The 15943-nt window shown below is 34.4% G+C and carries 11 protein-coding genes and 1 tRNA gene; 1 reads left to right on the top strand and 11 read right to left on the bottom strand.

Annotated features, from left to right (window positions below; translation table 11 throughout):
- Nucleotides 1-28: 28 nt before the first annotated feature.
- From uxuA to AC1RRQ_RS00600, 6 genes are all read right to left on the bottom strand, one after another.
- Nucleotides 29-1207, bottom strand: a complete 1179-nt coding sequence (uxuA, locus tag AC1RRQ_RS00625; protein ID WP_493020408.1) for a mannonate dehydratase — start codon at nucleotides 1205-1207, stop codon at nucleotides 29-31.
- A gap of 18 nt (nucleotides 1208-1225) precedes the next feature.
- On the bottom strand, nucleotides 1226-1963 hold the full coding sequence (locus AC1RRQ_RS00620) for an SDR family NAD(P)-dependent oxidoreductase (RefSeq protein WP_493020406.1): 738 nt from the start codon (nucleotides 1961-1963) through the stop codon (nucleotides 1226-1228).
- Nucleotides 1964-1982: 19 nt separating this feature from the next.
- On the bottom strand, nucleotides 1983-4145 hold the full coding sequence (locus AC1RRQ_RS00615; protein WP_493020404.1) for an alpha-glucuronidase family glycosyl hydrolase: 2163 nt from the start codon (nucleotides 4143-4145) through the stop codon (nucleotides 1983-1985).
- Nucleotides 4146-4448: 303 nt separating this feature from the next.
- Nucleotides 4449-5483, bottom strand: a complete 1035-nt coding sequence (locus tag AC1RRQ_RS00610; protein WP_493020402.1) for a LacI family DNA-binding transcriptional regulator — start codon at nucleotides 5481-5483, stop codon at nucleotides 4449-4451.
- Nucleotides 5484-5787: 304 nt separating this feature from the next.
- Complete coding sequence (locus AC1RRQ_RS00605; RefSeq protein ID WP_493020400.1) at nucleotides 5788-6342, bottom strand: porin family protein; 555 nt, start codon at nucleotides 6340-6342, stop codon at nucleotides 5788-5790.
- Between the two features lie 88 nt (nucleotides 6343-6430).
- A complete protein-coding gene (locus AC1RRQ_RS00600; RefSeq protein ID WP_493020398.1) occupies nucleotides 6431-7567 on the bottom strand; it encodes a helix-turn-helix domain-containing protein in 1137 nt (378 codons plus the stop codon).
- Nucleotides 7568-7897: 330 nt separating this feature from the next.
- Between AC1RRQ_RS00600 and AC1RRQ_RS00595 the strand changes: the two genes are divergently transcribed.
- Nucleotides 7898-7982: transfer RNA gene (locus tag AC1RRQ_RS00595), tRNA-Ser, on the top strand.
- A 218-nt stretch (nucleotides 7983-8200) separates the two neighbouring features.
- On the opposite strand, the gene AC1RRQ_RS00590 is transcribed toward AC1RRQ_RS00595, so the two are convergent.
- The 5 genes from AC1RRQ_RS00590 to AC1RRQ_RS00570 all read right to left on the bottom strand — a co-directional run bounded on the left by AC1RRQ_RS00590 (nucleotide 8201) and on the right by AC1RRQ_RS00570 (nucleotide 15924).
- Nucleotides 8201-8755, bottom strand: coding sequence for a hypothetical protein (locus AC1RRQ_RS00590; RefSeq protein WP_493020396.1), 555 nt, complete (start codon nucleotides 8753-8755; stop codon nucleotides 8201-8203).
- Between the two features lie 199 nt (nucleotides 8756-8954).
- Nucleotides 8955-10757: a glycoside hydrolase family 2 protein gene (locus AC1RRQ_RS00585; RefSeq protein ID WP_493020394.1), complete on the bottom strand. Its 1803-nt coding sequence runs from the start codon at nucleotides 10755-10757 to the stop codon at nucleotides 8955-8957.
- A 408-nt stretch (nucleotides 10758-11165) separates the two neighbouring features.
- Nucleotides 11166-12575, bottom strand: a complete 1410-nt coding sequence (locus AC1RRQ_RS00580) for a hypothetical protein (RefSeq protein WP_493020392.1) — start codon at nucleotides 12573-12575, stop codon at nucleotides 11166-11168.
- Between the two features lie 145 nt (nucleotides 12576-12720).
- The gene (locus tag AC1RRQ_RS00575; protein WP_493020390.1) at nucleotides 12721-13620 is read right to left on the bottom strand and encodes a PKD domain-containing protein; all 900 of its coding nucleotides are present in this window, start codon (nucleotides 13618-13620) and stop codon (nucleotides 12721-12723) included.
- Between the two features lie 45 nt (nucleotides 13621-13665).
- Nucleotides 13666-15924, bottom strand: a complete 2259-nt coding sequence (locus tag AC1RRQ_RS00570) for a glycoside hydrolase family 3 N-terminal domain-containing protein (protein WP_493020388.1) — start codon at nucleotides 15922-15924, stop codon at nucleotides 13666-13668.
- Nucleotides 15925-15943: the final 19 nt, after the last annotated feature.

Here is a 15943-nt window from a genome sequence, read left to right as displayed (position 1 = left end):
TAATAGTTCTTTACTTTATTTAATCGTTTTACAACAACGGTTTCATTTTATAAGCAATTCCCATTTCCAGTCCTCTTAATTCGGCTAATCCTTTTAATCTTCCCACTAGAGAATAACCGGGATAAGTTTCTTTGGTTTCATCTATCGCATGCAAAAAACCATGATCTGGACGCATGGGTAAACTCACTTTTGTTTTATTCATTAAAAGAAGCAGTTTTTCTACAATAACTTCCATTTTTGTATCTCCTTTTAAGTGTTCTGATTCCCTGAAAACAGTTTCGCTTTCGCGGAAAGTATTTCGAAGATGCAAAAAGTGGATTCGCCCCCCGTAATCATCTATAATTTTTTCCAGATTATTTTCAGGATTTGCACCTAAAGAACCGGTACAATAACACAATCCATTTGAGTCTAAAGGAACTGCTTCAAAAATCGCATTAAGATCATTTTCCGTAGAGACGATTCTTGGCAATCCCAAAACCGAAAATGGCGGATCATCAGGATGAATCGCTAATTTTGAGCCTAATTCCTGAGCAGCCGGAGCAACTTGGGATAAAAAGTAAATCAGGTTTTCTCTTAATTTATCATTATCGATATTAGCATAATTATCTAATAACGAAAGAATTTGTTCTGCCGTAAAATTGATTTTACTTCCCGGAAGTCCTAAAAGCACATTTTTGAACAATAATGCTTTTTCATCTTCAGAAAGTTTATCACCAAATCTCCGTGCATTTTCTTTTTCAATTTCAAAATAATCTTTTTCAGCATTTGGTCTTTTTAAAAGATAAAGATCAAAGTAAATAAATGCTTCCTGATTGTATAATAAAGCTTTACTTCCATCTTCATTTACAAAATCATGATCTGTTCGAACCCAGTCTAAAATGGGCATAAAATTATAAGTGATTACTTTTATACCACAATCCGAAAGGTTCTTTATACTTATTTTATAATTTTCAATGTATTGTAAATAGTTTCCGCTTGCTCTTTTAATCTCTTCGTGAACCGGCAGACTTTCTACAACTGTCCATTCTAATCCCGCCTCTCTAATGATTTTCTGTCTTTCTTTGATATCCTCAATTGTCCAGACAGTTCCAACCGGAATTTGATGCAGAGCCGTTACAATTCCGGTTGCTCCGGCTTGTTTTATATCTATTAATTTTACAGAATCCTGAGGACCAAACCAACGCATGGTTTGCTGCATTTTGATCATGATATTTATTCTTTTTGATTAAAAACCAATGCTATTTCCGCCATCAACCGGCAAAATAGTTCCCGTTGTAAATTTAGATTCGTTTGATGCAAAATAATAAACTGCATCAGCAATATCTGATGGTTCTCCCAAAATTCCCATTGGAGTTCTGCCCAATACTTTATTTTTTCTTTCGGGATCATTATCTAAGGCTTTCGCCGACATTTTGGTTTTGATAAACCCAGGAGCCACACAATTAACACGAATGCCAAACGGGGCCAATTCTACCGCCATCGCTCGTGTCATAGATTCTATTGCGCCTTTACTTGCCGAATACGCAATTACTTTTGGAATTCCGTATTGCGATGCCATTGAACTAATATTGATAATATTTCCTCCGTTATTTTCTTTCATGTTTTTTACTACAGCTTTACTCACAGCAAAAACACTTAACAAATTAGTGTGAATTATCGATAGAAAATCTTCATCGGTTACATCCAAAAACTCTTTCTTTAAATTAATTCCGGCATTATTTACCAAAATATCGATGGGGTTATTTTTTTGTATTTCTTCAATCATAGCCGGAATGCCTGCAATATCATTTAAATCATATATAACCGGAATTGCATTGGCACCAATTTCCGCGCAAGCTTCTTCTGTTTTCTCTTTTGATCTTCCAATGATATACGTTGTTATTCCGTTATCGCATAATTTCTTCGCTGTTGCAAAACCTAAACCCGAATTTCCTCCGGTTACAATTGCGGTTTTTGTATTCATATTCTTTTCTTTTATATAATTAATTCCCAGGTGCAAAGGGAAATTTTAATGATTTGAAATATTCTAAAGTCTGCTTTGGTTTTTCTACTCCAACAGGCAATTCTTTACCCGAATATTGCTGAAAATACAGCAAACAGGCATCACGCCACCATTTTGCCTCTTTGTATTGAATTTCCAGTAACATTTGAACTTCCTTAAAACGATCACTGTCAATATATTTTCCTGCTTTATTCCAGGTATTTTGCATTTCCTGAACCTGATTTACACCTTCTTGGTATTTTAAAGCCATACCATTCCAGAGTGTCTGTCCATTTTTCAGTTTATAATCCCACGAAACATGATGAAACCATAATAAATCCTGTTCAGGACAAGTTTCGAGATTGTCAAAAACTTTCTCCACATCCGGTGCATATTGAGAAGTTGCATTTGTTCCCGTTTTTGATCTGTCAAAACCAATTCCGTTTTTATCGGCTTTGTGATAATAAGTTGGATTCCATTCTGGTCTGGATAAATTAGAAACCCATGGTCCAGGACCATAATGATGTCCTGTATCCATAATATGATGCAGCCCAAGCGGCGTCATATAATTTACAACCGCTTCTCTTGACTCTATCATTATTTTTTTAATTGGCTTGATGAAATTTTCATTGTTCGAAAAAGTACATCGCAGCCATTCATCAGCAATTATTTCCGAATTTAAATAAGGATCCCATGCTAATCTTCCGAAACCGTACCAATTTGCCTGCGCAAAAGGATGCCCGGTCCAGTTGAGATCATTACCTATATTTGAAACCCCGGCAATTCCTGTAAGCTTATGTGGACTTAAAGTTCCATCTACGACTTTGGCAACTGTCGAACCTTTTCCTTTTTGAAAGGTATCTGATTCTAAAACTTCCTGAAATAATTTTGGCAGAAAAACCAAATGTGTACTAAAACCTAAATATTCCTGCGTGATTTGAAATTCCATCATTATTGGCGTTTTTGGCATTGCACCAAATAAAGGATGAAAAGGTTCTCTGGGCTGAAAATCTATTGCACCATTTTTTACCTGAACAATTACATTGTCTCTAAATTTTCCGTCATAGGGCTGAAATTCGGCGTAAGCCTGTTTTGCCCTGTCATTTACATCATGTTCAGAATATACAAATGCTCTCCACATAATTACGCCTCCAAAAGGCGCTACAGCATCTGCCAGCATATTAGCGCCGTCAACGTGATCCCTTCCATAATTTTGAGGTCCGGGTTGTCCCTCAGAATTTGCTTTTACCAAAAATCCTCCAAAATCTGGAATTCTTTTATAAATCTCTTTTGCTTTCTCTTTCCACCAATTCACTACTGCAGCATCTTTTGGATCAGCCGTTTTTAAACCTCCAATTTCTATTGGTGCAGAAAAACGGGCAGTTAAATATACTTTTATTCCATAAGGACGAAATACATTAGCTAAAGCCTCTACTTTCTCCAAATACTGAGGAGTCAAAATCAACGCATTTGCATTTACATTGGTCAAAACTGTTCCGTTAATTCCGATTGAGGCATTTGCTCTGGCGTAATCAATATAACGCTGATCGATAAAATCAGGTAATTTTTGCCAGTTCCATAACGAAAAACCGGCATAACCGCGCTCAACAGTTCGGTCTAAATTATCCCAATGGTTTAATATCCTAAGGTTTATTTTAGGAGAATCAGCGATGTTTAAATTTATGATTGATTTATTGGTTTGAATTAATCTTAAAAACCGATAAACACCATACAAAACCCCAACATCACTTTTTCCGGTAATGACAATTTGCTTCTTATTTTTTATGGAAATTGATTTTATGATAAAACCTTCTTTATTAATCTGATCAAAACTTCCAATTTCTTTTTGAATTTCAAGATCTAACGATTCCCTAGACCCCACAACAATAATACGATCTCCTCCAGTCACTGAGATGTTTTCAAATTTCTTTCCTAACATCCCATCCAAACCCAATTGTAATTCAGTACAGGCAATTTTTATAGTCTCTGAATTTCCAACAGGAATAATTCCCCGAATATTAGAAAGATATTCTGTTACCAGATCGGCATCACTAATCTCATTGTATTGTAACCATAATTTATAGTCTTTTTGAGCCGAAGCAGACCAACAAACTACAAAAAGAAGTAAAATGGATTTGAAAAAAATCTTTTTTAATTGTGTCATTTTATTAGCTGCGGTTTTTAAAATTATTTTCCAAGCACAAATTACAGATTCAGCTAAAAACATCAATATTTAGCAAAAAAAATGCTAAAAAAATATACTATTAAGAATATTAAACATTTTGCAATCGGTTGTGCTAAAATACAAAAATATGCTAATAAAAAAATAAAAAACGATTTATTTTCAAATTTTATTCTTTCTGCCAGGATGTTCAATTATCAACAAAGGAAACAAACAAGGAGTTTTACAGCAAAAAATAACCTGTTAATAGAGTATTAACAGGTTATAAATAGCTTTAAATGAATCTTAGATTCGCTTAGAAGATTCCCGAATAAGGACTTGTGTATTTAAAAATGTTATTTCTTTAGCATCCTCTTCTTCTTTAGTAGATTTTAGATTTTTGATAATTAGTTCGGCTGCGGCCTTGCCCATTTTCTCTGCAGGATGTGTGATAGTTGAAATATTAGGTTCAATGATTTCCGATATTGGATCGTTGTTAAATCCTATTACTGCAAAATCTTCCGGTATTTTAATACCTCTTTTTTTAGCTGTTTGAACTGCGCTTACAGCAAGAATATCTCCGGGTGCAAAAAGACCATCAGGAGGAAGCTTTAAATCAAATAATTTATTGCAAGCCTTTACACCATCTTCATACGTCATTTCTTTTAGACTTATAATCAGATCTTCGTCTACCAAGAGTTCATGCTCTAATAATGCATCCATATAACCTCTTTTCCTTTCATTATAAAGAGTTCCAAATTCAGAGCCTGCAGTTAAATGTGCAATTCTCCTGCATCCTTGTTCAATCAGGTGTTTTGTTGCCTTATAACCTGCAAGGTAATTATTAATTACAACACGAAAAGTATCGTAATCTCTTGGAACCCTGTCAACAAACACAAGGGGAATATTATTATTGGAAAATTGTTGAAAATGAGAAGTATCCTTAGTCTCCATGGCCAGAGAGCAAATAACCCCACTTACCCTGTTACTATATAAGGACTTAGCCAAGTCCACTTCTGTCTCGTATGAATCATGCGACTGCATAATAAGTACCGAATATTCAGATTTTTGAGCCGCAATTTCAATACCACTAATCAAAGAAGACAAAAAGGGCTGGGTTATCGTTGGGATTAAAACACCAATAGTTCTTGATTTATTACCACGTAAACCCGCAGCCAGAGTATTTGGAACAAAACCCATTTCCTTGGCTGTCTGCTTTACTTTTTTAATTGTCTTATCGCTAATAGTATGATGATCTTTTAAAGCTCTCGAAATTGTTGATGTCGCAAGATTAAGCTTCTCGGCAATATCATATATCGTTACGTGTTTATGTTCTTCCATTACTTACTATAGTATAATAAGTAAATGTAATTATTTTAATTATATTACAATTCATTCTCTACGCATTTAGTATATCATAAAATTTAACCTCTTTTAACAATCAATTATTTTTCAAATATTTCTTAGAAGATATTTCTTTTTCATAAACACTTTTTACACAATCGGTTGTTCGAATAGGTCATTTTGCTATTAGAAAAGCACTAAAAAATCTTCTTGGCGCATTCACAAAAGCAAGAAGTATAAGTTTCATAAAAAAATCCTTATTCAAAAGATGAATAAGGATTTTTTATAATGCTATTAAGTTTTAGAAAAAGAAATACCCAACAGACACTTGAAATACGCTGTTTTTATTTTTACTCGAAGAACCTTCTACATTATTAATATCAGTTAATCCAAGGTTATATCTTGCACCAAAATTAAGTCCGTTATCCAGTTTATAGCCTAAACCAAAATTAACCCCAAAATCGAAAGTATTAAATGAATCTTTTACATTGATTTTTTCATTTTTAGCAGAAAGTAAAAAACCTATTTGTGGTCCTGCTTCAAGACTCAATCCTTTTGTTACATAATATTTTCCCATTAAAGGAATATTCAGATAACTTAAAGCAACTGTATTATCATTGAAACTATATCCCTGACCAGAATACATTATTTCAGGTTGAAAAGAAAATTTCTCTGAAATTGGAATTTCTGATAAAACACCAAAATTAAATGATGTCACGTAATCAATAGCTTTGGTATTATCTCCACTGACAGTTGAGAAGTTTAAACCTCCTTTAGCACCAAATTTAATTTCCTGGGCATTAACATTTGTAAATCCTAAAACTGTAACAACAGCTAGTAGTAAAAAATTTTTCATAAAAAGTGATTTGATTTATTTAGCCCCAAAATTCGCATAAGAGAAAATAGAAAAGGTTTCAAAACCTCAAGAATGTACAAATTGGTACTTATTTACCAGTGTTTTTATATTCATTTGGTGTCTGACCGGTAACTTTTTTAAAGGCTTTATAAAAAGTCGTCTTTGAAGTAAACCCAGATTCTAATCCCATGGCCAGCAAATTATAGTTTTCATATTCAGAATTTGAAATCATTTCCTTTACAGCTTCAACCCTATATTGATTAATGTAGTTCGCAAAGTTATCTCCTGTAATCGTGTTTACAATTAGCGAAACATATCCAGCGCTTATACCTAGTTTTTCAGCCACTTTTTCTCTGTTTAATGTACTGTCGGTATAAATGTGCTGCTCTTTGCAGAGAAGTTCGAGCTTTTGAAAATATAGATTATCTGCAGTGATAGATTCTCTATATTCTTCTGTTATACTATCTTCTACAATTTGCTGACTGGTATACGAAAGAGCTAAATCTGTATTCAGAAAATTATAAACAGCATCGGTGTTTTTTGCCAATTTGTATTTGTAAATACCTATATAAGCTGTCCAATGTATTATGAATGTTGCTAGTAAAGCCAAAACACTCATAGTCGAAGAAAGATTGAATTGAAAGAATAAGCTGGCGAGATATATAATAAGAAAAGCGAATACTAACGAGGAAATAATTGTTAGTAAGGTAATTATCCATTTTTTTTCCTGCAGGTCTTTTAAATATCTTGTTATAAAATAAGAATAGAATAGCAGAAATGGAATAAATGTTACAGCTAAAATAAGCTGGATCAGTCCAAGTATTTTAATTAAATCGATACCTGACTCAGGAATAGTATAAATTCCTGCAACACGATCAAGATCGTATGTAATATTAAGGACAGCGGAATAACCAAATGGAATAAAACACAAATAAAACTTCTGCTTGTTTTTTACAGCATCATCAATCCTGTTTATGACAAACAGAAATAAGAAAGCAGGAATTAGAAATACCCATTCGATATGATCTATAAACCGCAGAACAGGATAGGATTTAAATGCATCTTCAATCTCAAAAACATGATTCAATAAAATAATGGAAAGTGTAAATATTAAATATACCAGATATTTATTTGAACTACTATTGAATATGGAAGACTTTAAAATAATTAAGCCTAAGACTATTCCTTGAAAAACCGCAATGTTTAAAAGTGTTGTATATATCAATTTTTTTAGATAAAGTTCTTTTTTAAAATTTGTTTTTTGGGAAATTATGCTAATGAATCTTTTTTAAAAACATAACCTATTTCATACGATTTGTTAGGACGAATTTATATTAATACTCATGACTTTCTTATAGGATTAAGAAATGATTAACTAAAATGATTAATTAGTTCAAGTACTTCTTTCACAGCAAAACCTGCAAGCCTTAACAAAAATTAAGGCCTGCAGGTTTTTATTCTATTATTTTCTTTGCAAATAGTTCCAAAAAAGTTTTCACAATCAAAAAATCCCCTTATATTTGCACTCGCAATCAGAAAATGACAGCGACATACTGGAGAAATGGCAGAGCGGTCGAATGCGGCAGTCTTGAAAACTGTTGACTGTAACAGGTCCGGGGGTTCGAATCCCTCTTTCTCCGCAGAACTTAAAACCCTTAACATCTGTTAAGGGTTTTGTTTTTTTATACTCTTTGTAGTTCAACAAAGCTTTATGCTTCTTTTTTTTAAGTTTACTTAACAAAAAAACCATTTGATTTAAATGCAACACGAAACAAATTAAAATTTTATTATAATTGGAAAATAAAAAAAGACAGCTAATTTGCTGTCTTTTTTATGGTTCTTATCTAAAAAACACTCCTTATTTTTCTTCAAATCGTTCAATAGTTTGCTGCATTGTTTTTTCGGTTTGAATAATATCCAAAAGAATCATTTTTGAAGTCTGCTTTATATTTTTATCCGTTTCATTTATGTTTGTATACAGATAAGTCATTAAAAATTCACTTTTATTATTTAGTATTTCTTTTAATTCTTCAATGTTAGAAAGTAAAGCTACTTTTTTATAATCAATTAAATCAATTTTAGTACTGGCAACAGATTTCCATGCATTAATTTTAACTTTTGGTATATAGATTCCTTTAGATTTCATAACAATATCTAATACTTTGACGTTTTTGTTATCAGAATAAAATTGTAAGGAATCAATTAAAGATTTTTGCTGCGGAATAGTAATTATGATATCTTCTTTTGATTCCCTTAATTCACTATTTATAGTTGAAAATACCTGATTAATATAAGCTTCATCTTTTCGTTCAGAATTCCAATTATCAATAAAAAGAGCTATTAGAATACCTGCAATTACCGGAATGATTTCTTTAATAAAATGGATAGTGTAATTTTTAATTTTTTCTTTCATTAATTTGGTTTTTGGATGGTTTAAGTTTTACGAAATTCGACGCTTTTTATTTTGCAAAAAAACACAACCGTATTCGTACAATTTGGTTCGCTAAATTAATTAAATATTCGAAAAACAATCCCAAATAATTTCCAAACAAAAAAACCTCCAAAATCATTTCTGACTTTGAAGGCTTCTCCAACTTTATCTAAAACTTACTTTATTTATATTCCTTTTCTTTTTGCGCGTACCAATCTTTCATTACGTAAAAAGCTTTCTTTTTAATTCCCTGATCCGAGATCAAACCTTTGCGGTTAAAGAAATCCTGAATATTAGGTAACTGCCTGCGTGGTGATCTAAAATCGACTAAAATCCATGGGGAAACTCCGGCTAGACCTTCTATTCGATTGAACATTTGCGTGTTTTGTACGTACAATTCTTCCTGATATTCTTCGTTCCAGCGTTGTGTTTTGTCTCCGTGTAAACCTTGCAGTGCTTCGCCTCCAAATTCGCTGATGATAACGGGTTTGTTATACGGAATTACCCATTGCATGTCTTTACACGATTCGTTTGTTCCTCTGTACCAGCCTAAATATTGGTTAAAACTCACAATATCTACATATTCGTTCATATTGTCATGAAGCGTGTTTACATTATTTGGACTCTTGGTTACTTCCATTGCCATACTTATTAAACGGGAATTATCCTGTGTACGGGCATATTTAGCGAGTTTGCTCAAAAAGATATCTCTATCATCTCCATGCGGTGTTTCGTTTGCTATAGACCAAATTACGATGCCGCAGCGGTTTTTATCTCTGTAAATCATATCGTGCAGCTGACGTTCGGCATTGGCGTAGGTATCCGGATTTGTCCACGAAATGGTCCAATACACCGGAACTTCAGACCAAATCATCAATCCCATTTTTTCGGCTTCTCTTACCATGTTTTCGTTATGCGGATAATGCGCCAGACGAACATAGTTACAGCCTAATTCTTTTGCCCAGGTTAACAATGTAACCGCATCTTCGGTAGACCATCCTCTTCCGGATCTAAACGGCGCTTCTTCGTGAATGCTGATCCCGCGTAAAAAGACTTTTTTTCCGTTTAACAGAATTTCTCTTCCTTTGGTTTCAATGGTTCTAAAACCAATTTTATCTGCAATACTTTCATCGGCTTTGTCAATGGTTACGTCGTATAATTTTGGTTTTTCCGGTGTCCATAAAACGGGATTGGTTTTAATTTCAAAATAGGCGATTCCTTTTGCATCTGTTGGGATGCTTTTTTTGATTTTTAGTTCTGGAATTGTAATCGAAACCGACTGATTTGCCGTTTCACTGTTCAGCTTTACCCAGCCCGAAATTTTTGTTCGGTCTTTTTTATCTAATTGAACCAGATAATCTTCGATATAAGTATTGGGAACCTGAGCCAAAGTAACGTCTCTTGTAATACCGCCGTAATTCCACCAATCCATGTTTACGGTTGGAACATTATCTTTATGACGTTTGTTGTCGACTTTTACCACCACAAAATTATTTCCGTCAACAAGCAAATTGGTTACATCAAAATTAAAAGGTGTATAACCGCCAACATGAGTTCCTGCTAATTTCCCGTTTACATATACTTTTGCATCGTAATTGACTGCTCCAAAATGAAGAATCCCTTTGGTTTGAGAACTCTTTTTATAGTTGAAGTCTTTCTCAAACCAAACCGTTCCTTCGTAAAAAAACAATCTTTCGTCTTTTGAATTCCAATCAGACGGAATATCCATCGTCGCCGATGTTGCAAAATTATATTCGGTTAAATCTGTGGTGTTGAATTTTTTATTTTCGAAAAATCCGTTGTTTTTAAAAGGCATTAAGCGATAATCGTAATATCCGTTTTCGAGCGGATCTACAATATAACTCCATTTTCCATTTAAGGTGATGTTATTTCGAGCTGAAATATTGGATAGTAACGGAATTTCCTGCGCCATTGCTTTTCCCATTAATAGAAAAGTACAGCACAGCATTATTATTTTTCTCATAGTCAAAATTGTTTTTTATTTTTAATTATAAATTCTTATTCGCACTTTTGTCATTCTGATTTCCATGACATTTTTTTAGGAGCTAATCCCGCTATACGTTGCAATCTTTTGTGCCGAACACCGGCACAAAAGGATTTCCACTTCTATCGGGGCTAGGGCATTCATTTTCATTAGAATGTTTTCGTTTAATATTTCATTTCGACAAGATTTAACCACAATATTGTCATTCCGAGGAACGAGGACACGAGCGATAGCGAACTGGCGAAGCAATCTCCGTTAGTAGCTCGACAAACTATACACTCTGTGTTAATTTCTTGCGAAGATTTCTCCTCCGTCGAAATGACAATATCACGAGTAATACTATGCGATTGCATTGATTATGATTACTTCAATTAAAAAAATTAAAATTTATTGTTTATCAAAATACTTTGTCAGTTCAAACGCATTATCATTGATTATTTTCATCTCTTTTAATAAAGGTTTATACGGTTCAAATGCACTGTTTACAATTCCTTTATTCGAATCTCTGTTAGAATAATCAGTGCTTAAATCTTCCGGATCGTTGTCCATATATTTAAACCAATGCCAGCCAACCGAATTTTTATTTTTAAGCAATTCTAATGTGAAATTCTGGTAAAAAAGCCCTCGCTCTTTTTGAGTTCGAACCAGCCATCCTGCGCCGGTATTATTGGGCAATCCGGAATCTTCTCCTTTAGTGTACCATTCTGTAATTAAAAACGGTTTTCCGGACCATTCTCCCCATTTGTTCATTAAATCCTGACTCGGTTCCCATTTTCTGTAATGGTTAATCGAAATGATGTCCATGTACTTTCCGGCCACTTTAAAAATCTCCGGATTCGTTAATTCCTGCTCTTTATCCTGATTAAATCGGCATCCTAAATAAAGATGATTAGGATCTGCTTTTCGAAGCGCCTCGGTTACCTTTTTCATATAGGTTTCAAAGTAAAAAGCAGTAAACGCCATGCGGTCTTCCTGAGTAATATCTGAGGCCGAAGCGCTAAAACCTTTTCTTTGATCGAACCATTCTTTTGCAGCAATATATCCTTGTTCATCTTTGGCCAATAAAGTTAAATGTTTATCTAATGCGTCGTTATACCACGGAAGTTCATTATCTGTAAAATAACCCATCAAATACTTATCATTTTTATATTGAGAAAGGTCTTTGAACGCTTTTTCGATGTAAGTATCAAACTCTTTATCAAAAACCATAACCAAATCAAAACGGTAATTCTGCCAGCTGGCTTCTTTATATTTTCCGCCAAATTTTTTAATATGATCGGAATGATACATGCCCATTGGCGAAATAATTACAGTATAAACCAGCGGATTTTCTCCTTTTCTCACCAAGTCTACATTCGACCACGCACCTACTCCATTAAATCCGTTATCGCGAAGTAATTTCGATTCTTGTTTCAGCCAATTTTCAGAACTTCCAAATTTTTTATCAAATGCTTTTTGCTGATTTACAGATCGTCCGGCATTAAAAACGGCAACTCCTTTGTAAATAAACGGATAACCTTCGGGGTCAATAATCCACCATCTGTTGTCTATTTTTTGGGTTCTAAAAAATCCTGTTGCTTCTTTCTGCCAGGCTTTTGATCCGCCGTAAATTGAAATAGGTTCTTGTTTTTTAATTTTAAAACCGGGAAGTTTATCAATCGTTTTGGCTTCATACGAAACCCATTTTGGATCTAAGGCATTTTGTCTGGCTTCGACTTTTTGGTAGGCAATCGTATTTTGTGCCTGCAGGGAAATCAGGTTTGTAAAACAGAATATTAGATAAAGAAAATGCTTCATTACATTAGTTTTTATTTTTTTGAGAGGTATTTTTAGTATTCAGTATCAGTCGCAGTCGCAGTATTCAGTTTAGCATGACTGAAAACTGTGACTGAAAACTGTGACTGAAAACTGAGAACTGAGTTCACTCTATGTGTTTAAAAGATTATTTAGACAAATAAATATGATCGAAATCGAAAACGTAATTATTTAAAGCTCTTACGTCTTCTGGATCCACGCTTCTTAAAACCAAAATATCTTTGATTTTTGTCAGGTCTAATGCCGGATTTTGCTTTTTGTATTCGGCAATTGGAATTTTAACCATATTCCAGCTTCCATCTCTTTTAAGTCCGTACAAATTACTTGTGGCATCAAATTCTACATAACCTGTATTTGAGGCATCTTTCATTCTAAATCTGATTTTTCCGGTGCTGGTCGTTCTTACCGCCATATTAATATAAGTGTAAGAGGAGATATCTGTGAAATTTACAAACGACAGAATTGCCATTGCCCATTTAGCTTCGGCTGCAGGCGGTGTTGCTGGAAGAGAAAAATTTCTGTACGCTCCTTCATAACCATCAACAGCCACTTCTTTAATTACAAACTGATTGCTTGAAACCCAATTTAAAACAGGAGCTGTTTTGGTAAAATCGGGATTTTCAGAGTAAATTTTAAGAGCATCAGCCGGGATAACAATTGGCGGTGTTGCTGGAGCCTCAACCTCTACTGTAAAGGTTTTCTTTTGGGTGGTATTATCAACAAAAGTGATTTCGAGAGTCGATGTAAAAGTTCCTCCTTTGGTATATTTTACCTCAACATTTCGCTCGATTGAAGAGCCCGGAGAGCCGCTTTGAAAAGTCCATTTTACAGCACGGACTTTGGTTGATGAATCGGTATAAGTTACCGTTTCTCCTGCTTTTACAGAAGTGTTGGTCGAAACGGCATTTAATTCGCCTTTTTTATAAAGATATACTTCGCGTACATCATCTTCACAGGAAAATAAACCTATGAAAAGCACTAAAAACAGGTATTTTAATTTAGATATATGATTTAGTTGTAAAGTCATGATTTCAAATTTTTTGGTTAGTAATAGTTAGTTAATCGGTAAAAATTATTTCAATACAAACTGTTTAATCTGATTCCCGATCTGGACTTTAAAAGTGCCTTTTTCCGAAATCCATTTTAAGTCGTTATTGACAAACTGCAAATCTTTTTGGTTTAAAGTAAAGCGAACGGTTTTTGTTTCATTTGGGGCAAGATCTATTTTCTCGAAACGTTTTAAGGCTTTTACTTCGGGTGTAATACTGGCGTATAAATCACTCAGGTAAAGTAAAACAGCTTCTTTTCCAGCCAGTTTTCCCGTATTTTTAACCTCAACGCTTACCGTAATTTCTTCATTGGAATTCATTTCGTTTTTATCGAATTGAAGATTTGAATACGCAAAAGTGGTATACGATAAACCGGTTCCAAATTCAAATTGAGGCTGATAACTTCTTTGGTATTTTGCGTCATCATTCTGCTCATTATCGGCCAGACTTTCTGTGTATTTTCGATTGTATTTTTCTAATGAATTTGGATATCTCGGATAGTTATACGGAAGTCTTCCGCTTGGATTTACATCGCCATACAAAATATCCGCCAAAGCTCTTCCTCCTTCATTTCCGGGTAAGTAACATTGAACAATGGCGTCCATTTTGTCCTCAAAATCACTAATTAATCGAGGTCTTCCTTCATTTAAAACCAAAATGACAGGTTTGTTTAGTTTAGATAATGCCAGCGCTAATTTGATCTGCGAAGCACTGATATACAAATTGGTAATATCGCCTGGCGTTTCGGTATAATTCTTTTCGCCTAAACACAAAACAATCTTCGAAGCATCTTTTGCCAATGCAATAGCTTTGTTGATTTCGTCTTCGTTTTCTAAAGCCAGATCAGCACCTTTTGTGTAAAGAATGTTTTCTTTTCTTGCTTTTTGCTGCATCGCTTCGAGAATAGTGAATTTGTCTGCTGCAATTTCATCTGTTTTTTCTCCCTGCCAAGTGTACGTCCATCCTCCGTTTAACGAAATCATACTATTTGCCGTTGGACCGGTTACGAGAATTTTTTCGTTTTTGTTTAAAGGCAGAATCGCATTTTTGTTCTTTAACAAAGTGATCGACTCTGCAGCTGCATTATAGGCTTCTTTTATGAATTCTGAAGAACCAAATTTTGGATATTGCTTTGTATCGGCAATTGTATTATCGAACAAATTCAATTCGATTTTCAGTTTTAGAATTCGGCTTACGGCATCGTCAATACGTGACATTGGCACTTCGCCTTTGTTTACTAAGTCTAACAAATCATTGCAAAACGAATAATCTTCTGGAACCATACTCATGTCTAGCCCAGCCAAAACGGCTATTTTTACCGCTTCTCTATTGGTTTCGGCAACTTTATGACGCGTATGCAGATAAATGATATCCTTCCAGTCGGTTACGACAACGCCTTGAAAACCTAGCTCCTTTTTCAGAACATCTGTAATCAAATATTTACTGGCGTGAACCGGCGTTCCGTTTATTTCCCCTGAACTAATCATGACGCTTTTTGCGCCCGCTTTAATCGCCGCTTCGTAAATAGGAAGATCAAACTGTCTTAAAACTCTTTCGGGAATAATGCTTGGTGTTCTGTCTTTTCCTGTCGTTGTGCTTCCGTAACCAATAAAATGTTTCATACAGGAAGCAACATGGTATTTTGAACCAATGTTTCCGCCTTCAAAACCGTTTACCATGGCTTCGCCCATTTTAGCAGACAAGTACGTATCTTCTCCAAAAGATTCCCAAATTCTAGACCACGCTGGATTTCTCGGCAAATCTAAATCTGGAGAAAATACCCACGGAATCGAAGAAGCTCTTGTTTCGTAAGCCGAAATTTCAGCCCCTTTTTTTACAATTTCCGGATTAAAAGTAGCTGCCATCCCAATTTGCTGCGGAAACAAAGTTGCGCCCTGCGTATAACTCGCTCCGTGTATGGCATCAATACCATATAATACCGGAATTTTAAGTCTTGTTTTATTAGCTGCCGTTTGAATGGCTGTCATAATATCCTGCCATCCTTTTACCGTTGGCGCATACGGATATGGTGTATTTAATACAGACCCAATATGATACTTCTGGATTCCTTCGTTCAATTTTGCTGTATTAAAACCCGGTTTTCCTTTGTCTTCAAAAGTTCCTAAAGTAATCTGAGTCATCTGCCCGATTTTTTCCTCAAGAGTCATTTTCGACAAAAGCTCTGCTATTTTTTTATCTGCCGTATTTTTCTCCGCACTCTTTTGCGCTGTCACAGCAGTACAGTAAAAAGTAAGCAGCAGTATGGTAATTGTTTTTTTCATTTGATCTTTTTTTAGAAAA

The sequence above is a fragment of the Flavobacterium sp. GW821-FHT12A05 genome (assembly GCF_058807735.1).
The sequence above is the reverse complement of the archived record's forward strand: the minus strand, read 5'-3'. Positions and strand labels throughout refer to the sequence as shown.